Here is a 21,065-nt window from a genome sequence, read left to right as displayed (position 1 = left end):
GGTGCTGTCGCTCGGCAACCGCGCGCCGGCGCTCGCGCCGCACGCGGCGGCCAACGGCCTGCCCGATACGGCCACGGTCGCCGCGCCCGCGCTCGAACCGCGCGGCGGCGGTGCGCTGCTCGGCGCGCCGCCCGTGTCGTCGGCAGGCTCTGCGCGTGCGGCGGCTGCGCCGGGCGCGTCGCCGTTCTATTTCGTCGACGATGCCGCGCACGGCTGGCATGCCGCGCCGCAGCCGGTCGCCACGCCGGTGTCGGGCGCGCCGTCCGCGCAAAGCTACGGGCTGCCCGATGCCGACGCGCTGCGTGACTTGTTGGCGCTGCACGATGCAGGGAAAGCACCGGGCGGCAGCGGCGCGCGTTATTTCGTGAGCGACGGTGCGCCGGCAGCATCAACGAGCACGTCACCGTTCGCTGGCGCGCATCCGCCGTTCGACGTCAATGCGATTCGCCGCGATTTCCCGATCCTGGCCGAACGCGTGAACGGCAAGCCGCTCGTCTGGTTCGACAACGCGGCCACCACCCACAAGCCGCAGGCGGTGATCGACCGGCTCGCGCATTTCTACGCGCACGAGAACTCGAACATCCACCGCGCGGCGCACGCGCTGGCGGGCCGCGCCACTGATGCCTACGAACACGCGCGCGACACGGTGCGGCGCTTCATCGGCGCGGCGTCGTCGGACGAGATCATCTTCGCGCGCGGCGCGACCGAGGCGATCAACCTGGTCGCCAAGACCTGGGGCGTGCAGAACGTGGGCGAGGGCGACGAGATCATCGTCTCGAACCTCGAGCACCACGCGAACATCGTGCCGTGGCAGCAACTGGCCGCGCAGCAGGGCGCGACGCTGCGCGTGATTCCGGTGGACGATTCGGGCCAGGTGCGGCTCGACGAGTTCCGCAAGCTGCTGAATGCGCGCACGCGGATCGTCGCGGTCACGCAGGTGTCGAACGCGCTGGGCACGGTGGTGCCGGTGGGCGAGATCATCGAGCTGGCGCATCGCGCCGGGGCGGTGGCGCTGGTGGACGGCGCGCAGTCGATCTCGCACATGCGGGTGGACGTGCAGGCGCTCGACGCCGATTTCTTCGTGTTCTCGGGCCACAAGATCTACGGCCCGACCGGGATCGGCGTGGTGTACGGCAAGCGGCACATTCTCGACGCGATGCCGCCGTGGCAAGGCGGCGGCAACATGATCGCGGACGTGACGTTCGAGCGCACGGTGTTCCAGCCCGCGCCGAACCGTTTCGAGGCCGGCACCGGCAACATCGCCGACGCGGTGGGCCTGGGCGCGGCGCTGGAGTACGTGGAGCGGGTCGGCATCGAGCGGATCGCGCGCTACGAGCACGACCTGCTCGCCTACGCCACCGAGAAGCTCGCGCCGGTGCCGGGCGTGCGGCTGGTGGGCACGGCGCGCGACAAGGCCAGCGTGCTGTCGTTCGTGCTGAAGGGCTATGAGACGGAGGAAGTGGGGCGTGCGCTGAACGAGGAGGGCATCGCGGTGCGCTCCGGGCATCATTGCGCGCAACCGATCCTGCGCCGCTTCGGCCTGGAGGCGACCGTGCGGCCGTCGCTGGCGTTCTACAACACCTATGGCGAAATCGATCTGTTCGTCGACGTGGTGAGGCGGCTCGCCGGGCGTCGCTGACGCGTGTGCGTCATGAGCCGGTCAAACGCCGCGCGGGCTACCAGCCTGCGCGGCGTTGTCGTTGACTTGACGTTTCGGGTTCAGGCGGCGGCCAGCGCCGCCAGGAACGGCCACGGGAAAATGCCGCGATCGTGGCCGTCGTCGAACACCAGTTGCACGCCATAGCCCATCGGGCGGATGTCGGTCACGCTCACTTCGGGGTGCGTAACAACCGGCTCGCCGGCCAGCCGCCGTGCGCGGCAGCCCGCGCACGGGCAGGCGTCGCGCAGCGCGGCGTGAGCGAGCGTGCCGAGGCGGCCGTCGGCCCAGCGCAGCGTCAGCGTGCGGCTGGCCGCGTCGCTGCGCAGTTCGAGCGGCGCGGCGCTCATGCGCCCGCTTGCTCGATCTGGCCGATCGCGATCCGCACGGCCTTGCGCACTTCGGGATCGGCGTCGTCGAGCGTGCTGCGCAGCGCGTCGAGCGCGGCCGGGTCGCGCAATTCGCCGAGCGCGAGCGCCGCTTCCTTGCGCAGGTTGCTGATCGAATGCACGAGCAGCGCGGCGATCTTCGGGCCGGATGCACGTTCGCCGATCAACCCGAGCGCGCAGGTCGCGCGCAGCCGCACCTGCCAATAGGGGTCGTCGAGCGCGTGCTCCAGCGCGGCAACGGCGGCCCTGGCACGCAGCCGGCCGAGCGTGACGGCCGCGGCTTCGCGGACCTGCCAGGCGTTGTCGGCCAGGGCAGCCAGCAGCGCGGCGGCAACGGGCGCGGCCGTGTCGTCGGCGTCCACGCCGAAGCCCAGCGCCCCGGCCGCCGCGCGCCGTACCTCGGCTTGCGCGTCGCCGGTGGCGAGCGCGGCCAGCCTCGGCAAGGCCCTCGCATCCTTGAGCCAGCCGAGCACGGCCACCGCTTCGAGCCGCACGCCGGCATCGTCGGCGTCGAGCGCGGCCAGCGCGGGCTGCCACGCATCGGCGTAGCGCAATTCGCGCAGGCCGCGCAGCACCGCGCGCACCACGAACGGCTCGGGGCGCTCGGCCCAACGGCGCAGCGTGGCCCCCGAGGCCGGTTCCTTCAGTTCGGAGAGGCTTTGCGCGGCGGCGTCGCGCACGCCGTCGTCGGTGTCGAGCAGCGCGGCGCACAGTGCGTCCACGGCGTCGTGCTGCTCCCAGGCGGCCAGCGCAAGCGCGGCCTCGCGGCGCACCTCGGCGGCCGGATCGGCGCCCAGCGTGGCGACGAACACCCGCACCAGTTCGGGGTCCTCCAGATCGGCCAGTTCGAACATCGCGATGCGGCGCACGGCGGCGTCGGCATCGGTCAGGCGCGCGAGCAGCGGCAGCGCATCGGGATCGACGGCCGACAGGTCGAGCAGCGACGGCAATTCAGGCAGTGCGGGCGGCGCGGCGGGCGGGGAAAGGGCGGTCATCTATCGGTCTCTCGGGACGGATCGTAAAAGGGGGAAGCGAAACGCTTCGTGCATGCGATTCAGGCGGCTTCGCGCAGCAAGGCCAGGCAGCGCCGCTTCAGGTCGACGAAGACCGGATCGATGGTGCTGTCGTCGCCGCGCGGGCGCGCCAGCGGCACCGGCAGGTCGGCGACGATGCGCGCCGGCCGTGCCGACAGCATCACGATCCGCCCGCCCAGAAACAGCGCCTCGTCGATGTCGTGCGTGACGAACACCACGGTGGTGCGCACTTGCGCCCACACGTCGAGCAGCAGCGCCTGCATCATGCGGCGCGTTTGCGCGTCGAGCGCGCCGAACGGCTCGTCCATCAGCAGCACGCGCGGCCGGTTCATCAGCACGCGGGCGATTTCGACGCGCTGCTGCATGCCGCCCGACAACTCGGCCGGGTAATGCGCCTGGTAGCCGGCCAGGCCCACCAGCGCCAGCATCTCGGCCGCGTCGCGGCGGCGGGCCTCGGCCGACACGCCGCGCATCTTCGGGCCGAACGCGACGTTGTCGAGCACGCGCTTCCACGGAAACAGCGTGTGTTGCTGGAACACCAGGCCGCGCTCGGGCGACGGCGTTTCGACGCGCGCGCCATCCACCTCCACCGCCCCGTGCGCGCCGCGCAGGTGGCCGGCGATCGCGCCGAGCAGCGTGGATTTTCCGCAGCCGGACGGCCCGAGCACGCAGACGAACTCGCCCGGCGCGATGCTCAGATCGAGCGTGTCGATGGCGGCCACGCGCGCTTGCGGCGGGCCGACCTCGACGGTCAGGCCGCGCACCTCGATGCGGCCGGCGGCGGTGTCGAGCGATGGGGCCGCCAAGGTGGCGGCGGGCAGCGCGGCGTTCATCGCAGGCCTCCGCGCTGGCGATACCACGGCGTGAGCGCCGTGCCGAGCCGCTTGACCAGCAGGCTGCTGCCCATGCCGAGCACGCCGATCAGCCCCATCCCGACCACGATGTCGGCATAGTTCTGCAACGTGTAGGACTCCCACGTGAAATAGCCGATGCCGTATTGCCCGGCGATCATCTCGGCCGTCACGAGGCAGAACCACGCGGTGCCCATGCCGATCGACAGGCCGGTGAAGATCGCCGGCGCCGCGCCGGGCAGCACCACTTCGAGATACAGCGCGAACGAGCGCGCGCCCAGCCCGCGCGCGGTGGCCACCAGCCGCCGGTCGAGCGCCTCGACGCCGTGCACGGTGTTCAGCAGGATCGGGAACAGCGCGCCGATGAACGTGATGAACATCATGCTCAGTTCCGACGACGGGAACATCAGGATCGCGAGCGGAATCCACGCCACCGCCGGAATCGGCCGCAGCACTTCGAGCGGGGTCAGCAGCACGTCCTCCAGCAGCCGGTAGCGGCCGATCGCGAGGCCGAGGCCCACGCCCGTCACGGCCGCCGCGCCGAAGCCGGCCAGCACGCGCGTGAGGCTGGCGGCCAGGTGCATCGGCAGCTTCGGCGATTGCAGCAGCGCCCACAGCGCGGGCAGCACGTCGGCCGGCGACGGCACGTTGGCGAACGTGATCAGCCCCAGCGACACGCGGAAGTGGACGGCGGCCTGCCACAGCGCGATGCACGCCGCGAGCGAGGCGGTGCGGATCGCGCGGCGACGCCACGCCACGTGGCGGCCGGGCGCCTGCGCGGCGGGCCGCGCCTCGGCGCGGGCCGGTTCGGAAACATCGAAGGTGACGGCCATGCGGGCTCCTCTGCGGATACGAAGGTGCGGAGATACGAAGATGCGAAGGAAAGGCGGAACGCGTGCGTTCGGCGTTCAACGCGCGGCGGTGGTGGCCGTGGCCGCGCTCGTGCCCGCGAGGCCCGAGACGGCCGCGTAGTCGGCCACGGTGCCGGCGGCGCGCTGCGCATAGGTTTCGGCATCCGATTTCAGCAGGAACGCGGCGATCTCGCCGTGCGTGCCCTTCACGTACCAGGCCTGATTGGCGAACAGCTTCAGCCCGCTGTCGTGATCGCGCACGAACAGCGCGCGCGGTTTGCCGCCGCCTTGCTCGATGCGGCGCGCCTCGGCGAACGCGTCGGCCGGTTGTGCGTAGTTGCGGATCGGCGCGTCGCCGGCCGGCCACAGCTGGGCGAGGTCGCGCGCATCGCGCAGCGGCTTGCCGGTTTTCGCGTCGTTGGCCGCGAGCGGCGTGGGCGCGGTGTTCTTGAGCGCCGCCGCGTAGTCGAGGCCCGATTGCTTGAACGCCTCGCGGATGTAGCGGTCGTCGATGAAGGTGGCCGGATCGGGTTCGCTATCGCTCTTCTTGAGCAGCTTGAGCGTGTCGATCGCGGTGGCCACCGCCTGCCGGTAGGCCGGCTTCCAGCTGAGGTCGCGCGTCTGCAGGCCGAGCGGGCCGAGGTACAGGTAATCGACCGGCGCTTCGATGCCCGTCACCTTCTCGATCAGCAGCGCCGTTTTTTCCGGCTCACGGTCGAGCCGCTGATTGGCCTCGATCGCCGCGCGCAGGTAGGCCACCACCACTTCGGGGTAGCGCGCCGCGTAATCGGCATCGACCAGCGTGCCGTGGAAGGTCGGCGCGTGCGCCTGCGAGCCGTCGTAGATCTTGCGGGCGATGCCGCGATACGGGAACAGGTCCGCGTACGGCACGAAATCGGCGTGCGCGGCGATCTTGCCGGCCTTCAACGCACTGCCGGCCACTTCGGGCGCCTGCGTGATGATGTTGACGTCGGTATCGGGGTTCCAGCCCTGGGCGCGGATCGCACGCAGCAGCATGCCGTGCGCGGTGGACGCGAACGGCACCGAGATCGTCTTGCCCTTCAGGTCGGCGATGCCGCGCACCGGCGAATCGTTCGGCACCACGATGCCGTTGCCGCTGCCGTCCACGCTGCCCGACAGCACCGTGATGAACTCGCTGCGCTTGCCGGCCTTGCGGAACGCCGCACCGTTCAGCGCGCCGGGGAAATCGGCCATCACGCCGAAATCGAGCTTGCCGGCCACCATCTCGTTGGTGATTGGCGCGCCGGACGTGAAGTCCTTCCACTCGATGTCGTATTTGACGTCGGCGTACTTGCCGGTGTGCGGCAGGTATTTGTCGAGCAGATGCAGCTCGCGGATCAGCAAGCCGCCGGCCGCGCAATTGATGGTGGTGTCCTGCGTGCCGATCGCGATGCGGATGGTGTCGGCGTGCGCCGCGGCGGCGGCTGCGAGCAGGGCCGGCGCCGCGAGGCGACGCAGGAATCGTGAGGAGAGCGACATATCGTTTTCGTTTGGGCGTAGGTGTGGAGAGCGGCGGCGAGCCGGGCGTCAGCGCAGCAGGTAAGGGATCGCGACCGTGACGGCGCCGGTCGGGCAGTCGCGTTCGCAGGGCATGCAGTACCAGCATTCGTCGAACTGCATGTAGGCCTTGCCCTTCGAGGTGTCGATCGCGAGCAGGTCGAGCGGGCACACGTCGACGCAGACGGTGCAGCCCTTCTCGGCGATGCACAGCGATTCGTCGATCGTCACGGGCGCGCTGCTGCGCTGGAGAATGTCGTGCGGGGTGGTCGGCATGGTTCGGGCTCCTCAGAGTGCGGCGGTAGCGGTGTCGGCCGCTTGGGCGTTGCCGGGCTCGCGCACGCGCAGCCGCGAATACGCGCCCAGTTCGACGTCGGACACCGGCACGCAATACGGTTCGATCTCGCGCTTCTCGCTGGTCATGCGGCCGTCGGCATCCTTGCGCAGGTGCGTGTGGCAGAACCAGTCGCGGTCGTTGCGCTCGGGGAAATCGACGCGATGGTGATACAGGCCCCAGCGGCTTTCGGTGCGGAACAGCGATGCGCGCGCGGCCATCTCGGCGCAATCGCGGATCACGCTGACCTCGGCCGCACGCATCAGTTCGTGCGGGTTGGCCGCGCGGATCGCGCCGATGTCCTCGCCGATCTCGCCGAAGCGCTGCAGGCCGATTTCCATCTTGCGCGTGACCTTCGGCGGCTGCAGGTAATCGTTGACCATGCGGCGCAGCTTGTATTCGACCTGCGACGGCGCGAGGCCGTGCTCGCGTTCGAGCGGCGCCAGCACGCGCGCGCGCTCGGCGGCCACCTGCTGTTCGTCGACCGGCGACAGCTCGCGGCCCGCGATGTCGTCGGCCGCGTGCTCGCCCGCGAACCAGCCGTAGGTGAACGCGCCGAGCATGTAGTTGTGCGGCACCGCCGCCATGTCGCCGGCCGCGTAGAGGCCCGGCACGGTGGTCAGGCCGTGTTCGTCCACGTATACGCCCGAGGCGCTGTGGCCGCTGCAGAAGCCGATCTCGGAGATATGCATCTCCACCATCTGTTGCCGGTAGTCGGTGCCGCGCCCGGCGTGGAAGCGGCCCCGGCTCGGCCGCTCGTTGGTGTGCAGGATCTCCTCGATGGTGCGGATGGTTTCCTCGGCCAGGTGGTCGAGCTTCAGGAACACCGGGCCGCGCCCGCCTTGCAGCTCCTGGTAAAACTCCCACATCATCTGGCCGCTCCAGTAGTCGCACTCGATGAAGCGCTCGCCGTTGCCGTTGGCCGTGAAGCCGCCGAGCGGGCCGGTCACGTAGGCGCAGGCCGGGCCGTTGTAGTCCTTGATCAACGGGTTGATCTGGAAGCATTCGAGGTTCGCGAGCGCCGCGCCGGCGTGATAGGCCATGGCGTAGCCGTCGCCGGCATTGGTCGGGTTCTCGTAGGTGCCCATCAGGTAGCCCGACGAGGGCAGGCCGAGCCGGCCGGCCGCGCCGCAGCACAGGATCACGGCCTTGGCGCGGAGCACATGGAACTGCGCGGTGCGGCAGTCGAAGCCGAGCACGCCGGCCGCGCGGCCTTGCGCGTCGGTCAGCACGCGGGTGGCGACGATCCGGTTGGTGATCGCGATGCGGGCGCGCTTCAACTGGCGGTACAGGATCTTCTTGATGTCATGGCCTTCCGGCATCGGCAGCACGTAGGCGCCCATATGGTGGACCTTCTTGACCGCGTATTCGCCGTTGCCGTCCTTCTCGAACTTCACGCCCCAGCGGTCGAGCTGCTCGATGGTCGCGAAGCTGTGCTTCGCGTAGGCGTACACGGCCGATTGATCGACGATGCCGTCGTTGGCCACCGTGATTTCGCGCGTGTATTGCTCGGGCGTGGCGTGGCCGGGGATCACGGCGTTGTTCAGGCCGTCCATCCCCATCGAGATCGCGCCGCTGCGCTTGACGTTGGCCTTTTCGAGCAGCAGCACCTTCAGCGCGGGATTGCGTTCCTTCGCCTTGATCGCGGCCATCGGGCCGGCCGTGCCGCCGCCGACCACGATCAGATCGTAATCGAGCACTTGGGTATTCATCGCGGGGTCCTCCGGTGGGCGCGCGGTTTTTGACGGTCGACGCGCAGCCGGTACTGGAACGCGTCGCCACGGAAATACAGGTATTCGTAATCGACCGGCCGGCCGGCCTCGTCGTGCGTCAGGCGCTCGATGCGCAGCACCGGGCTGCCGTCTTCCACGCGCAGCGCCTCGACGATCTCGTCGTCGGCGAGGATCGCGTCGATCGACAGGTCGGCATGGCCGAGCGGCACGCCGCAGTCGTTTTCGAGGATCAGGAAGATGTCGCGGGTGCTCAGGTCGGTGTTGGCGAGGCGCTTGCCGAGCGCCTCCGGCACCCAGGTGATTTCGAGCGACACCGGCTCGCGGTTCAGCAGCCGCACGCGGCGGATCTCGGTGACGTCCGATCCTTCGGGCAACTGAAGTTTCGCCGCCACGTGGCGATCGGCCTTGACGGTGCGCAGGCTGCGCAACTGGTTCAGGATTTCATAGCCCATCGACGACATCGCCTCGGCGAAGCCTTGCAGCCACGCCACGTTCTGGAACGCCTTCGGCTTGGCGACGAAGGTGCCCTTGCCGTGAATGCGGAACACCAGGCCTTCCTTCTGCAGGTCGCCGAGCGCCTGCCGCACGGTGATGCGGCTCACGCCGAACAGCGCGCAGAGTTCGTGTTCCGAAGGCATGCGCGCGTGGGGCGCGTAGGTGCCGTCGAGGATGCGCGCGCGCAGCGCGTCCTTGATCTGTTCGTAAAGCGGCTGCGGGGACAGCGGGACGATATTGGTATTGGGCATGATCCACTTGTCATGACAAGACATGACGAGTGTAGTGACCGGGCCCGGGCCGCCAAACCAATCAATTCTGCTAAGAATTTCGGGTTTGGCGGGGGTGGCGTTGTGGTGGCGGAATGGGCGTTATCGCGCCGGGGCGTGCCGGTAAGCCGCGCCCGCGTGGGTTGGCGGCAAGGTCGCGGCCCCGCCGAACAGCTTTTCGCGCAGCGTGCCCGCTTCGTAGGCCGTCTTGTATCGGCCGCGCGCCTGCAACTCCGGGATCACCAGGTCGATGAAATCCTCGTAGCTTTCCGGCGTGACGGTGCGTGCGAGGTTGAAGCCGTCGATGTCGGTGTCGTCGATCCAGCCCGTCAGCGCGTCGGCCACCTGCACCGGGTCGCCGACGATCGTCGCGTAGCGCCCGCCGAGCGCCATCTGGCCGAGCAGGTCGCGCACCGTGAAGCCCTGGCGGCCGTCCGTCACGCGCTGCACCGACGATTCGATGCCGCGCGGCTTGGGGCTGCCGTTGGCGGCCAGTTCGTCGTCGAGGTCGAGGCCCGCGTAGTCGATGCCGGCGCCGGCCGAGAAATGCGCGAGGCCGGCCTCCGGGCTGGCGTAGCGCGCGTATTCGGCGTATTTCTCGCGCGCTTCGGCCTCGGTGCGGCCGACGATCACCGTCACGCCCATGAAGATCTTCAGGCTGGCCGGATCGCGCCCGGCTTCGGCCGCCTGACGGCGCAGCGCCGCCACCAGCGTGCGCGTGCCGTCGCGGCTGCCGCTCGACACGAACACGCATTCGGCGTGGCGCACCGCGAACTGCTGGCCGCGCCCCGACGAACCGGCCTGGAACAGCACCGGCGTGCGCTGCGGCGACGGCTCGGCCAGGTGGTAGCCATCCACGTCGTAATAGCGGCCCTGATGGCGGATGCGATGCACCTTGGCCGGTTCGGCGAACACGCGCGCCTCGCGGTCGCGCCGCACCGCGCCCGGCTCCCAACTGCCTTCCCACAGCTTGTAGGCCACTTCGAGATATTCGTCGGCGCGGTCGTAGCGCTCGTCGTGCTCGATCTGGCCGGCGAGGCCCATCGCGCGCGCGGCGCTGTCCAGGTAGCCGGTCACGATGTTCCAGCCGACGCGGCCCTGCGTCAGATGATCGAGCGTCGAGAAGCGGCGCGCGAGCAGGTAGGGCGCTTCGTAGGTCAGGTTGACGGTGATGCCGAAGCCGAGGTGCTGCGTGGCGGCGGCCATTGCCGACACCAGCATCATCGGGTCGTTGACCGGCAACTGGATCGATTCGCGCAGCGTCAGGTCGGTGGAGCCGCCGTACACGTCGTACACGCCGACGATATCGGCGATGAACAGCCCGTCGAACAGCCCGCGTTCGAGCAGCCTGGCGAGGTCGGTCCAGTAGGACAGCGTGTTGTAGTCGGCGGATCGGTCGCGCGGGTGCGTCCAGAGGCCGTGGTTGATGTGGCCGACGCAATTCATGTTGAACGCGTTGAGGCGGATCGGCTTGCCAGTCATCGTCGGGGCGAGGCGGCGGGGGGCGCCGCGTGAGGGTGGTCGAAACCGGTTAGCGTCGCATGGCCGGGGGTGGGGGGACAACGAAGGAATTGGGGTTTGCTTTGAAGGGAAGGCGTGGCACTCGGTCCGCCGCAGCCTTATCCGTTTTCCTGCTTAGATCAGGAGAATTGATCGCTTCGCACCAGCGCGGTGCAATGCTACTTTTGCGCCCCATCGGGTCGCCGGATCGCCTGCCCGCATCGACACGATCGGCGCGCACGCAGCGGTCGCGGCCCGGTACGACCACCGCACACGGAACCTCCAATGAAAAAGACCCTGCTCGCCGCCACGCTCGTCAGCCTGACCAGCCTCACCGCCCTGTTCCCGGCGCTCGCGCACGCCGATCGCCTCGACGACATCAAGAAGGCCGGCGTGCTGCGCGTCGCGACCTTCGACAGCAATCCGCCGTTCGGCTATGTCGATCCGACCAGCAACAAGACGGTCGGCCTCGACGTCGACTACGCGAAGGCGCTGGCCGACAAGCTCGGCGTGAAGCTCGAACTGCAATCGACCAACCCGGCCAACCGGATTCCGTTCCTGACTTCACGCAAGGTCGATCTGGTGCTCGCCAACTTCACGATCACCGACGAGCGCGCCAAGCAGGTGGATTTCAGCATTCCGTATTTCTCGTCGGGCCAGCAGTTCCTGGCGAAGAAGGGCGTGCTGACCTCGAAGGATCAGATCAGCGGCCTGCGCATCGGCGCGGACAAGGGCACCACCAACGAGATCGCGGTGCGCGAGCAGTTCCCGAAGGCAACCGTGGTGGCCTATGACGACACGCCGTTCGCGTTCGCCGCGCTGCGCGCCGGCAACGTGCAGGCGATCACGCAGGACGGCCCGAAGCTGGTCGGCCTGCTGGCCAACGTGCCGGACAAGCAGAAGTACGAAATCCCGGCGTTCACGATCACCAACGACTACATGGGCGTGGGCATTCCGAAGGGCGAGCCGCGCCTGGTGTCGTTCGTCAACGACACGCTGAAGGGGCTGGAGGCGAACGGCCAGGCCACCGCGATCTACAACCGCTGGTTCGGTCCGACCACCAAGACGCCGCTCACGCGCACCTTCAAGATCGGCGACAAGACCTGACGCACCGCGGTTCGAGACGATGATCGACAGCTTCCTGGCGCCGAAATACCTGCTGTGGCTCTGGCAGGGTTTCGGCGTGACGGTCGGCCTGGCGTTGAGCTCGGCCGTCGCGGCCACGCTCGCGGGCGCGGGGCTGGCCTTGGCCGGCCGGGCGCGGCGCGCTTGGGTGCGCCGCGCTGCGGGCCTCTACATCGGCGGCTTCCGCAACACGCCGCTGCTCGTGCAACTGTTCTTCTGGTATTTCGGCGCGGCCACGCTGCTGCCCGATGCGGCGGTCGCGTGGCTCAACGCGCCGCACGCGCTCGGCGTGCTGCACTGGCCGTCGTTCGAATTCCTGGCCGGCTGGTTCGGCCTGACCTGCTACAGCTCGGCGTTCATCGCCGGTGAATTCTCGGCCGGCATCGCGGGCGTGCGCGAGGGCCAGTGGCAGGCCGCCGCCGCGCTCGGGCTGACGCCGTGGCAAGGGTTTCGCCATATCGTGCTGCCGCAGGCGGTGCGGATCGCGCTGCCGCCGCTGTTCGGGCAATACATGAACCTCGTGAAGAATTCCTCGTTGACGATGGCGATCGGGCTGGCCGAGCTGTCGTACGCGTCGCGGCAGGTCGAGACGGAAACGTTCAAGACGTTTGCCGCGTTCGGCGTGGCCACGCTGCTGTATATCGGCGCGATCGCGGTGCTGGAGGCGGCGCTGCATGCCGTTCGCCACTTGCGCGACGCCAGCCCGGGAGCGCCGCGATGATGCCCTGGGAGATGTTCACCGGCAGCCTGCGCTACCTGATGATCGGCGCGTTTCCCGACGGCCCGCTCGGCGGCGCGGCGCTCACGCTGGTGCTGGCGATCGCGTCGGCGCTCGCATCCGGCGTGATCGGCTTCGCGGCCGGCATTGCGCTGGCGATGGCCGGGCGGCCGGTGCGCGCCGTGCTGCTCGTGACGATCGGCTTTTTCCGCGCGATTCCGGTGCTGATGCTGATTTTCTGGACGTATTTCCTGCTGCCGATCCTGTTCCATGTGGACGTGCCGGGGCTGGTGGCCGTGGTGTGCGCGCTGTCCCTGATCGGCGGCGCGTATCTGGCGCATTCGGTGCACGCGGGCATCGTGGCGGTGGGTGCGGCGCAATGGCAGGCGGGGCTGTCGCTCGGCCTGACGCGCTGGCAGACGCTGCGCGAGGTGGTGCTGCCGCAGGCGGTGCGGATCATGGCGCCGTCGTTCGTGAACCAGTGGGTGTCGCTGGTCAAGGACACCTCGCTGGCCTATATCGTCGGCGTCAACGAGCTGTCCTTCGTCGCGACGCAGGTCAACAACCGGCTGATGATCTATCCGATTCCGGTGTTCCTGTTCGTCGCGTTCCTCTACCTCGTGCTGTGCACGGCGCTCGATCGCGTGGCGATGGCGGCGCTGGCCCGCCGGCGGCCGGACGCCGCACCCGATCCGGCCAAGGCGCGGGCGGCGGCCGTCTGAGACGTCTTCCGACGTGCCGGCGGCTCAGGTGCCGGTGTGTTCGAGGATCGCCTTGGCCGCGCTCACCACGGCCTCGACGGTGATGTCGAACTTGCGATACACCTCCTCGAATTTGCCCGACTCGCCGAAGCTGTGCATGCCGACAAAGCGGCCTTCGAGGCCGAGATAACGCTCCCAGCCCAGTTCGACGGCGGCCTCCACGGCCACCCGTGCCGGCGTGTCGTCGAGCACGGCGTGGCGGTATTCGGCGTCCTGCTCCTCGAACAGCAGGCGGCACGGCATCGACACCACGGCGGTCGGCACGCCTTCGGCCTGCAGGATCTCGCGCGCCTTCACGGCCAGATGCACCTCCGAACCGGTCGACAGCAACGTGACGCGGCGCGGGCCGCCCTCGGCCGCGAGCAGCACGTAGGCGCCGCGCGCCGAACGGTTTTCGTTGCCGGCTTCGGTGCGCAGCAGCGGCAGCGGCTGGCGCGACAGCGCGAGCAGGGCCGCGCGGCGCGGCTGGTCCAGGATCAACTCCCAGCATTCGGCCGTTTCGACGGCATCGGCCGGCCGGTACACGCCCAAGTGCGGAATCGCGCGCAGCGCGGCCAGATGCTCGACCGGCTGGTGGGTCGGGCCGTCCTCGCCCAGCCCGATCGAATCGTGCGTCATGACGAAGGTGGTGCGGATCTGCATCATCGCGGCCAGCCGGATCGCCGGGCGGCAGTAATCGGAGAAACACAGGAACGTGCCGCCGTACGGGATCAGGCCGCCGTGCAGTGCGATGCCGTTCATCGCGGCGGCCATGCCGTGCTCGCGCACGCCGTAGTGCACGTACGAGCCGTCGTAGCGGCCCGGCGCGATTTCGGTCTGGTGCTTGGTCTTGGTGTTGTTCGACGGCGTGAGGTCGGCCGAGCCGCCGAGCAGTTCGGGGATCATGTCGAACAGGCGCTCGAGCACCGCGCCGCTGGCCTTGCGGGTGGCCATCTCTTCACCGTCCTGCACGAACGCGGCGCGCGCGTCGGCGATCGCCTGCCGCCAGCCGTCCGGCAGCTCGCCCCGGTTGCGCCGCTCGAAATCCTGCCGCAGCGGCGCCGGCGTGGCCTTGACGCGCGCGGCCCAGCCGAGCCGGGCGTGGCGGCCCTTGGCGCCGATCTCGCGCCATTCCTTCAGCAGCGGCTCGGGGATCTCGAACGGCGGCGATTTCCAGTCGAGCAGCTTGCGCGCGCCGGCGATTTCCTCGGGGCCGGGCGCGTCGCTGTGCGCCTTCTGCGTGCCGGCGCGGGTCGGAAAGCCGAAGCCGATGATGGTGCGGCAGGCGATCAGCGTCGGCTGGCCGGTGCCCTGGCGCGCGGCCGTGATCGCGTCGCGGATCGCATCGGTGTCGTGGCCGTCGATCTCGATCACGCGCCAGCCCGACGCGCGGAACCGCTCGATCTCGTTGTCGGACACGGCGAGGCTCGTGGGGCCGTCGATCGAGATCGAGTTGTTGTCCCAGAACGCCACCAGGCGGTCGAGCTTTAGATGCCCGGCCAGCGAGATCGCTTCCTGGCTGATGCCTTCCATCAGGCAGCCGTCGCCGAGGAACACGTAGGTGTGGTGATCGACCAGCGCGTCGCCGAATTTCGCGTTGAGGATGCGCTCGGCCAGCGCCATGCCGACCGATTCGGCGATGCCTTGGCCGAGCGGCCCGGTGGTCAGCTCGATGCCGTTCGCATGGCGGTATTCGGGGTGGCCGGCCGTCTTGCTGCCGACCTGGCGGAACTGCTCGATCTGGTCGATCGTCATGTCCTCGTAGCCGGTCAGGTAGAGCAGGCTGTACAGCAGCATCGAGCCATGGCCGTTCGACAGCACGAAGCGATCGCGGTCGAACCAGTGCGGATCGGCCGCATCGAACTTGAGGAAATCGCGGAACAGCACCGTGGCGATGTCGGCCATGCCCATCGGCGCGCCGGGGTGGCCGCTGTTCGCTTTCTGCACCGCGTCCATCGACAGGAAACGGATGCAGTTCGCCATCTCGCGCAAATGCGGGTCGCGCGGGGCGGGGACGGTCTTGGGCGTGGCGGTGGATGCGGTGGACGAATCGGATGTCATGTCGGGAAGCCCTCTCTCGGTGTCGGTGGATGACCTGCACGTCGGGTAATCGGTCACGCTAGCACGCGGGGCCGGATGAGGCGGCCGGTGGCCCGGGCGATTCGCCGCTTTGGCGTGCTGGCCCTGCGTGTACGTGGAAACAGCGCAAACGGCGTGCCCGCGGAGCAGCGAATTGCGGGCCGGAGCGCGGCGTTTCCCATGGCCTGTCGGGCGAACGAGCCGGCCGTATATCGGGTTGTATCCCGTGTTGAGCCGCCGCCGATCCCGCTAGAATCGGGACGTTCCCCACTCTCGCGGCCCACGCCGCCACCGACCGTGACCACCACCGTCGATCAACTGAAAGCCGGCAAGCTTGCGGGGGCACAGCACCTGAAGCTGTCCGGCGGCCTCACCGAATTCCCGCGCGAGATCTTCGATCTGGCCGATACGCTCGAAGTGCTCGACCTGTCGGGCAACGCGCTGACCCACCTGCCCGACGACCTGCCGCGCCTCGCGAAGCTGCGCGTGCTGTTTGCCTCGAACAATCCGTTTACCGAATTGCCGCCCGTGCTCGGCCAATGCGCGCAACTGAGCATGGTCGGCTTCAAGGCCAACCGCATCACCGACGTGCCCGGCAGTGCGCTGCCGCCGCGCCTGCGCTGGCTGATCCTGACCGACAACGCGATCGAGGCGCTGCCGCCCGAGCTGGGCGGCTGCCCCGATCTGCAAAAGCTGATGCTGGCCGGCAACCGGTTGAGCGCCTTGCCGAACGAGATGGCCGCCTGCACGCGGCTCGAACTCGTGCGGCTCGCGGCGAACCGGTTCGAGCGGCTGCCCGACTGGCTGCTGCGCATGCCGCGGCTGGCGTGGATCGCCTACGCCGGCAACCCGTTTGCCGCCACGATCGAGGCCACGGCCGAGGCCGACCGCTCGGTGGGCGACATCGCCTGGAGCACGCTGGCGCTCGGGCAGAAGCTGGGCGAGGGCGCGTCGGGCGTGATCTACCGCGCGAACCGGCTGTCGGCCGATCATCATCCGCAGCAGCCGGTGGCCGTGAAGCTGTACAAGGGCGCCGTCACCAGCGACGGCCTGCCCGATCGCGAAATGGCCGCCTGCCTGCATGCCGGCACGCATCCGAACCTGATCGGCGCGCTCGGCCGGCTTACCGGCCATCCGATCGGCGAGCAGGGGCTGGTGATGCCGCTGATCGAACACGATTTCGAGAACCTCGCCGCGCCGCCGAGCTTCGATTCCTGCACGCGCGACGTGTACGCCGAGGACGTGCGCTTCAACCTGAGCACCACGCTGCGGATCGCGCACGGCATCGCGTCGGCCGCCGCGCATCTGCACCGGCGCGGCATCGTGCACGGCGATCTGTACGCGCACAACATCCTGCACGACGGTGCGGGGCACGCGCTGCTCGGCGATTTCGGCGCGGCCTCGCTGTACGGCGACGACGCGGCGCACGGTGCGTTGCTGCAGCGCATCGAGGTGCGTGCGTTCGGCTGCCTGCTGGAAGAACTGCTGGCACGCAGCGAGCCCGGCAGCTCGTCGGCCACGGCCACGCTGACCGCGCTCGCGGCCGCTTGCCTGAGCGTGGGCGTCGAGCGCCGACCGGCGTTCGACGAGATCGTCGAGCGCTTGAAGGCGCATCTGAATTGATGTCGTTGCCGGTTGCTTGAAGCCGGAAGACGGGCGGCGAACGCCTGCTCCCGGCCAGCGCCGGCTGGCCTTCGTCGATATCGCCGCGCCCGGCTTCGACCCGACGCCGCTCGGCGTCGATCAATTAGGCGCTGTGAAATAACGCCCGAAAATTTCAATACTTCAACCTCGCCGAAAGCGAAGCTCAAGAGAACGGGTTTCTGGGCCACGTTCGATGCCGAACAACTCGGCATCGTGAAAGCTAGGGGAAATCTGCAACGCTTCGAATATCAAGGTAGGTGGTCAGATTGCAAATACTCACGGAAACAGGTGCTGCGCGAGGTGATGCAGCGCTGAACCCGCGCGACCGGCTTCGGCTCAGACGCCGACAAGCAGCGCGACCAGCGCCAGCGCGGCCGGCAGCGCCTGCACGAACAGGATGCGGCGGTTCGCCGTGGCCGCGCCGAACACGCCGGCCACGATCACGCAGATCAGGAAGAACAGCTTGAATGCGTAGCCGTCGGCGGCCGAGGCGAGGCCGTAGATCAGGCCCGCCGCCAGGAAGCCGTTGTAGAGGCCCTGGTTGGCGGCCAGCACGCGCGTCTGCTGCGCGAAATCGGCGGTCAGCCCGAACACGCGCCGGCCTTTCGGCGTGGTCCAGAGAAACATCTCGAGCACCACGATATAGACGTGGATCAGGGCAACCAGGCCGATCAGGATAGTGGCGATCATGGATGGGGCGACTCGGTGTCGTGTGTGGTTGCGATTGGCGTCGTCGATGCGACGGATTGGCGGCCCGCGAGCCGGGCGCTGGGAGCGTAACACGAGCGCGGTGCCGGACCGGGTCGGTCGAAGGGCGTCGAGCCTTGGGGGTTTCCCGGGGTTGCGCGGGAATCTTGCGATGCCGGGCTCGACAGGCTCCGCGTGCGGCGCCTGCCGAGCCCGGCCGGTCACGGCGTCGTCAAACGGCCGGCTGGCGGTGCATCTGCGCCGCGGCGAGCGCTTCGGCGTCCTTCGTGAAGCCCGAGACCATCTGCTTCGTCGCCTCCGCCACGGCCGGCGGCGCGGTTTGCAGCGAGCCCGAGTTGAACGGCGGCTCGGGGTCGTATTCGATCAGGAGCTGCGAGCACTCCGCGTAAGTCCGGTCACGCAATTCCGCCACCATCGTCAGGCCGAAATCGAGCCCCGACGTGACGCCCGCGCCCGTGACGCGATTGCGGTCGTGCACCACGCGCGCCTCGGTCGGGATCGCGCCGTATTCGGCCAGTACGTGGCGCACCGACCAGTGCGAGGTTGCCTTGTAGCCGTCCAGCAATCCGGCGGCGCCGAGGATCAGCGAGCCGGTGCAGACGCTGGTCACGTATTTCGCGCGCGCGCCGCGATCGCGCATGAAGGCGAGCGTCTCGGGGTCCCGGACGGCGGCCAGCGTGCCGTCGGTGCCGCCGGGCGCGAACAGCACGGTGAGATTGCGCGGACAGGTGTCGAAGGTCGCGGTCGGCGTGACTGTCACGTCGGAATCGCTCGTCACCGGGTCGAGCGTTTTCGCGACGAGATGGATCTTCGCGCCCGTCAACGAGGCGAACAGGCATTGCGGCCCGATCAGATCGAGCACGGTCATGCCCGGATACATCAGCATGGCGATTTGTTCGTTGCCTTCCCCAGGCATGCCGGGGTTCGTGCCGGGCATCGTTGCGTCGGAGGCGAGGCCGGATGTCTGCGCGGAGGCGGAGCACGCGGCGAGCGGGGCGAACAGGGTCATCAGCAAGGCGTGGCGGCGATTGATATCGGTCATGGCAGTGTCCTTAGATCAGGGCTTTGAGCGTCACGTAGACGGTGCGCGGTTGCACCGGCATCACGACGGGGGAGGAAAGGTATTGATAGGGGGCGTACACATGACGGTTGGCCAGGTTCTGCACCGAAAGGCCGATCGTGTAGTGGCCGAGGCGGTATTCGGCCTGCGCGTCGAACAGCGCATAGCCGGGCACGGACACGCTGTTGGGCAGCGTGATCTCGCGCGCGCCGAACGCGGTGACGCCGGCGCCGACCGACAGCCCGCTCGCCGGGCCGCTCGGCACGCGGTAGCGGAACGCCACGCGCCCGCTGTGTTTCGGCACGCGCGCGAGCGTGTTGCCCACCGGGATCGTGTTGTCCTCGGTGACGGTTGCGCGCGTGTAGGCGTAGTTCACGAGCAGCGAGAACGCCGGCACGGGCTCCCACGTCAGATCGGTCTCGATGCCGCGCGCGCGTTCCCGGCCCGTCTGGATGCTGAACAGCGGATGGGCCGGATCGGGCGTGGAGACGTTCTCGCGCGTCTGATCGAAGACGGCCAGCGTGCCCGACAGGCCGAGCCGGTTCAGGGCCAGCTTCAGGCCGGCCTCGACGTTGCGCGAGGTTTCGGGCTTCGGCGCGGACAGCCCGACGAAACCGAACGCGGCGCGAAACGCCGTGGCATAGGCGGCGTAGGCGGCGACGCCGGGCGCCAGATCGAAGGTCGCGCCGATGCGCGGCGAGACGCGGTGGTAGGTCGCGTTCGTGCCCAGCTCGGCCTCGCGGAAACGCAGCTGCGTGTAGCGCAGCGAGCCGGTCAGGTGGAGCCGGCCGTAGGTGGCCTGGTCCTGCAGGTAGGCGGCGAGCGTTTGATAGCGGTCGGTCATGGTGAGCGAGAGCGGCGCCGGCGTGCCGTACGCGACGTTGTACGCCGGCCGCGCCAGATCGAGCATGCCGATCGGCGCGTCCGTCAGGCCCATGTCCGAGGAGAAATCGGTGTGGTCGTAGCTCACGCCGGCAAGCAGCAGGTGCTGGCCGCCGAGCGCATCGACATCGGCGGCGAGGTTCGCGTCGAGCGTGGCGTTGCGGGTGCGCGTCAGCATGTCGAACCCGAGGATCGGATAGGTGGTCGGCGTGGCCGGGTCGGCCGGATAGCGGCCCGGATCGACGAAGCTGCCGTATTCGGGGATGCGGCTCTGGTAATACCGGCCGCTGACGGTCAGGCGCAGGCGGTCGTTGAACGCGTGCTCGAGCCGGACCGTCGCCAACTGGCTGTCGAAGGAGGTGCGCGGCTGGCCCGTCGTCGCGCCGGGGAACGCGTAACGGTCGAGCTGGCCTGCCAGCGCCTGGGCCGCCGGCAGGCCCGAATACTCGCGCTGGCTGCGGTGGTTGAACTGCCCTTGCACGAGCAGGACCGTCCTGGGCGCGAGCTTGAACGACACGCTCGGCTTGAGCGCCCAACGCTCGCCCTTGACCTGGTCGATCGCGTTGCCGTCATGCGCGTATTCGCCCGCGAGCCGCGCGTCGATCGACGGAGCCAGCGCCCCGGTCATGTCGAAATACGGGTTGAGCGTGCCGTCGCTGCCGGTGCGCATGGCCACGTACCCGCCGCGCTTTGCCTTCGGCCGCTCCGTTTCGATATCGATCAGGCCGCCGAGCGGCGCGCCCAGGCCGCCGCCGTACAAGGTGGATGCCGGCCCCTTCAGCACCTCGATCCGTTCGATGCCGACCAGGCTCGCGGGGCTGCTGGTGGCGTTCATGCCGGTTGTCGGCAGGCCATCGAGGTAAACGTCGGCGGGGAAGCCGCGCACCAGATCGCTGACGATGGTGCTTTCCGCCGGCTCGCTCGGGACCACGCCCGAGACGTTGCGCAGCGCGTCGGCGAGCGTGCGGGCGTCCTGCTCCTCGATCCGCTGGCGCGGAATCACCTGCACGGATTGCGGCACTTCGATCAGCGGCGTGTCGGTGCGCGTCGCCGAGACGGAATCGAGCGCGGTGTCGGACTGCACGAGGCCATCCGGATGGCTCGTGACGCCGACGGCGGGCAGCGCCACCGTGACCGGCGGCTTCGAGTCGGGCCTGGGTTGCCCGGCCGTTGTCGCGGCGTCGGGTGGAATCGGTTGAGCTTGCGCCGAGAGCGCGAAGGCGGCCAGCGTGGCGGCCGCGACCCGTTTCAAATTGAGCATGGTGCGATGGGCTGCGAAACCCTGCGAGATCTCGCGCGTCGCGTCGGGACGTGCGCGAACATCGGCCAAGTGAAGCCGATCCGCGCCAGACGATCGAGGCGGAGACGATGGATGCGGCGGACGCGACGGCCCGTCGCGCGGCGATCAAACGCGCGAAGCTACGGGACGGTCGAGGTCCGGACAGTGGGCTCAGGAATGCAGCGGGGCGGGTGGGGCG

At 69.2% G+C, this 21,065-nt stretch carries 19 protein-coding genes; 6 read left to right on the top strand and 13 right to left on the bottom strand.

The window, feature by feature from the left end; genetic code table 11:
• A partial coding sequence (locus ACYP33_RS32765; protein WP_459625310.1) for a family 2A encapsulin nanocompartment cargo protein cysteine desulfurase occupies positions 1-1,639 on the top strand: 1,639 nt, incomplete at its 5' end.
• A gap of 80 nt (positions 1,640-1,719) precedes the next feature.
• Here the strand turns inward: ACYP33_RS32765 and ACYP33_RS32760 are convergent.
• The 9 genes from ACYP33_RS32760 to ACYP33_RS32720 all read right to left on the bottom strand — a co-directional run bounded on the left by ACYP33_RS32760 (position 1,720) and on the right by ACYP33_RS32720 (position 10,613).
• Positions 1,720-2,007 carry a gamma-butyrobetaine hydroxylase-like domain-containing protein gene (locus tag ACYP33_RS32760; protein WP_414447683.1) on the bottom strand — a complete coding sequence of 96 codons (288 nt, stop codon included), beginning with the start codon at positions 2,005-2,007 and terminating at the stop codon, positions 1,720-1,722.
• On the bottom strand, positions 2,004-3,041 hold the full coding sequence (locus tag ACYP33_RS32755) for a HEAT repeat domain-containing protein (protein ID WP_459625309.1): 1,038 nt from the start codon (positions 3,039-3,041) through the stop codon (positions 2,004-2,006). Before ACYP33_RS32755 ends, ACYP33_RS32760 begins: the two co-directional genes overlap by 4 nt.
• Positions 3,042-3,100: 59 nt before the next feature.
• Positions 3,101-3,913, bottom strand: a complete 813-nt coding sequence (locus tag ACYP33_RS32750) for an ABC transporter ATP-binding protein (RefSeq protein ID WP_459625308.1) — start codon at positions 3,911-3,913, stop codon at positions 3,101-3,103.
• On the bottom strand, positions 3,910-4,764 hold the full coding sequence (locus tag ACYP33_RS32745) for an ABC transporter permease (RefSeq protein WP_459625307.1): 855 nt from the start codon (positions 4,762-4,764) through the stop codon (positions 3,910-3,912). Before ACYP33_RS32745 ends, ACYP33_RS32750 begins: the two co-directional genes overlap by 4 nt.
• 75 nt (positions 4,765-4,839) lie before the next feature.
• Complete coding sequence (locus ACYP33_RS32740; RefSeq protein WP_414447680.1) at positions 4,840-6,282, bottom strand: ABC transporter substrate-binding protein; 1,443 nt, start codon at positions 6,280-6,282, stop codon at positions 4,840-4,842.
• A 48-nt stretch (positions 6,283-6,330) separates the two neighbouring features.
• Positions 6,331-6,576 (bottom strand): 4Fe-4S dicluster domain-containing protein, encoded by a 246-nt coding sequence (locus ACYP33_RS32735; protein ID WP_206128487.1) that lies wholly within the window; start codon positions 6,574-6,576, stop codon positions 6,331-6,333.
• 12 nt (positions 6,577-6,588) lie between these two features.
• Complete coding sequence (locus ACYP33_RS32730) at positions 6,589-8,346, bottom strand: fumarate reductase/succinate dehydrogenase flavoprotein subunit (protein WP_459625306.1); 1,758 nt, start codon at positions 8,344-8,346, stop codon at positions 6,589-6,591.
• Positions 8,343-9,113 (bottom strand): GntR family transcriptional regulator, encoded by a 771-nt coding sequence (locus tag ACYP33_RS32725; RefSeq protein ID WP_414447678.1) that lies wholly within the window; start codon positions 9,111-9,113, stop codon positions 8,343-8,345. Before ACYP33_RS32725 ends, ACYP33_RS32730 begins: the two co-directional genes overlap by 4 nt.
• A 120-nt stretch (positions 9,114-9,233) precedes the next feature.
• The gene (locus tag ACYP33_RS32720; protein ID WP_459625305.1) at positions 9,234-10,613 is read right to left on the bottom strand and encodes an LLM class flavin-dependent oxidoreductase; all 1,380 of its coding nucleotides are present in this window, start codon (positions 10,611-10,613) and stop codon (positions 9,234-9,236) included.
• A 303-nt stretch (positions 10,614-10,916) separates the two neighbouring features.
• Here ACYP33_RS32720 and ACYP33_RS32715 point away from each other — a divergent pair, with 303 nt between their 5' ends.
• Genes ACYP33_RS32715 through ACYP33_RS32705 form a run of 3 tightly spaced genes read left to right on the top strand, consistent with a single transcriptional unit; the run spans position 10,917 to position 13,196 of the window.
• Positions 10,917-11,738 carry an ABC transporter substrate-binding protein gene (locus ACYP33_RS32715; protein ID WP_414441880.1) on the top strand — a complete coding sequence of 274 codons (822 nt, stop codon included), beginning with the start codon at positions 10,917-10,919 and terminating at the stop codon, positions 11,736-11,738.
• Between the two features lie 22 nt (positions 11,739-11,760).
• Positions 11,761-12,477 (top strand): amino acid ABC transporter permease, encoded by a 717-nt coding sequence (locus tag ACYP33_RS32710; RefSeq protein WP_459625477.1) that lies wholly within the window; start codon positions 11,761-11,763, stop codon positions 12,475-12,477.
• The gene (locus tag ACYP33_RS32705) at positions 12,477-13,196 is read left to right on the top strand and encodes an amino acid ABC transporter permease (RefSeq protein ID WP_459625476.1); all 720 of its coding nucleotides are present in this window, start codon (positions 12,477-12,479) and stop codon (positions 13,194-13,196) included. The genes ACYP33_RS32710 and ACYP33_RS32705 overlap by 1 nt, the downstream gene beginning before the upstream one ends.
• A 24-nt stretch (positions 13,197-13,220) precedes the next feature.
• Here the strand turns inward: ACYP33_RS32705 and tkt are convergent, their stop codons facing one another.
• Positions 13,221-15,275 (bottom strand): transketolase, encoded by a 2,055-nt coding sequence (tkt, locus tag ACYP33_RS32700; protein WP_414447676.1) that lies wholly within the window; start codon positions 15,273-15,275, stop codon positions 13,221-13,223.
• Positions 15,276-15,590: 315 nt separating this feature from the next.
• Between tkt and ACYP33_RS32695 the strand changes: the two genes are divergently transcribed.
• Both ACYP33_RS32695 and ACYP33_RS32690 read left to right on the top strand, forming a co-directional pair.
• Entirely contained in the window at positions 15,591-16,916 is a 1,326-nt protein-coding gene (locus tag ACYP33_RS32695) for a leucine-rich repeat-containing protein kinase family protein (RefSeq protein ID WP_459625304.1), read from the top strand.
• 16 nt (positions 16,917-16,932) lie between these two features.
• Positions 16,933-17,058, top strand: a complete 126-nt coding sequence (locus tag ACYP33_RS32690) for a hypothetical protein (protein ID WP_459625303.1) — start codon at positions 16,933-16,935, stop codon at positions 17,056-17,058.
• A 215-nt stretch (positions 17,059-17,273) separates the two neighbouring features.
• Here ACYP33_RS32690 and ACYP33_RS32685 read toward each other — a convergent pair whose 3' ends face one another.
• The 3 genes from ACYP33_RS32685 to ACYP33_RS32675 form a co-directional block, all read right to left on the bottom strand.
• A complete protein-coding gene (locus ACYP33_RS32685; RefSeq protein WP_414447672.1) occupies positions 17,274-17,627 on the bottom strand; it encodes a DUF1304 domain-containing protein in 354 nt (117 codons plus the stop codon).
• A 229-nt stretch (positions 17,628-17,856) separates the two neighbouring features.
• The gene (locus ACYP33_RS32680) at positions 17,857-18,687 is read right to left on the bottom strand and encodes a DJ-1/PfpI family protein (protein WP_414447671.1); all 831 of its coding nucleotides are present in this window, start codon (positions 18,685-18,687) and stop codon (positions 17,857-17,859) included.
• A gap of 10 nt (positions 18,688-18,697) precedes the next feature.
• On the bottom strand, positions 18,698-20,848 hold the full coding sequence (locus ACYP33_RS32675) for a TonB-dependent siderophore receptor (protein ID WP_459625302.1): 2,151 nt from the start codon (positions 20,846-20,848) through the stop codon (positions 18,698-18,700).
• Between the last annotated feature and the right edge of the window lie 217 nt (positions 20,849-21,065).

Source organism: Burkholderia sp. 3C, assembly GCF_054589155.1.
This window is presented reverse-complemented; position numbering and strand designations above follow the sequence as displayed.

Bases quoted from the DNA above. Each gene is read 5' to 3' on its own strand.
- ACYP33_RS32685 (WP_414447672.1), bottom strand. From the start codon at position 17,627: ATGATCGCCACTATCCTGATCGGCCTGGTTGCCCTGATCCACGTCTAT.
- ACYP33_RS32740 (WP_414447680.1), bottom strand. From the start codon at position 6,282: ATGTCGCTCTCCTCACGATTCCTGCGTCGCCTCGCGGCGCCGGCCCTG.
- ACYP33_RS32705 (WP_459625476.1), top strand. From the start codon at position 12,477: ATGCCCTGGGAGATGTTCACCGGCAGCCTGCGCTACCTGATGATCGGC.
- ACYP33_RS32735 (WP_206128487.1), bottom strand. From the start codon at position 6,576: ATGCCGACCACCCCGCACGACATTCTCCAGCGCAGCAGCGCGCCCGTG.
- ACYP33_RS32755 (WP_459625309.1), bottom strand. From the start codon at position 3,041: ATGACCGCCCTTTCCCCGCCCGCCGCGCCGCCCGCACTGCCTGAATTG.
- ACYP33_RS32680 (WP_414447671.1), bottom strand. From the start codon at position 18,687: ATGACCGATATCAATCGCCGCCACGCCTTGCTGATGACCCTGTTCGCC.
- ACYP33_RS32725 (WP_414447678.1), bottom strand. From the start codon at position 9,113: ATGCCCAATACCAATATCGTCCCGCTGTCCCCGCAGCCGCTTTACGAA.
- ACYP33_RS32750 (WP_459625308.1), bottom strand. From the start codon at position 3,913: ATGAACGCCGCGCTGCCCGCCGCCACCTTGGCGGCCCCATCGCTCGAC.
- ACYP33_RS32715 (WP_414441880.1), top strand. From the start codon at position 10,917: ATGAAAAAGACCCTGCTCGCCGCCACGCTCGTCAGCCTGACCAGCCTC.
- ACYP33_RS32745 (WP_459625307.1), bottom strand. From the start codon at position 4,764: ATGGCCGTCACCTTCGATGTTTCCGAACCGGCCCGCGCCGAGGCGCGG.
- tkt (WP_414447676.1), bottom strand. From the start codon at position 15,275: ATGACATCCGATTCGTCCACCGCATCCACCGCCACGCCCAAGACCGTC.
- ACYP33_RS32720 (WP_459625305.1), bottom strand. From the start codon at position 10,613: ATGACTGGCAAGCCGATCCGCCTCAACGCGTTCAACATGAATTGCGTC.
- ACYP33_RS32760 (WP_414447683.1), bottom strand. From the start codon at position 2,007: ATGAGCGCCGCGCCGCTCGAACTGCGCAGCGACGCGGCCAGCCGCACG.
- ACYP33_RS32675 (WP_459625302.1), bottom strand. From the start codon at position 20,848: ATGCTCAATTTGAAACGGGTCGCGGCCGCCACGCTGGCCGCCTTCGCG.
- ACYP33_RS32730 (WP_459625306.1), bottom strand. From the start codon at position 8,346: ATGAATACCCAAGTGCTCGATTACGATCTGATCGTGGTCGGCGGCGGC.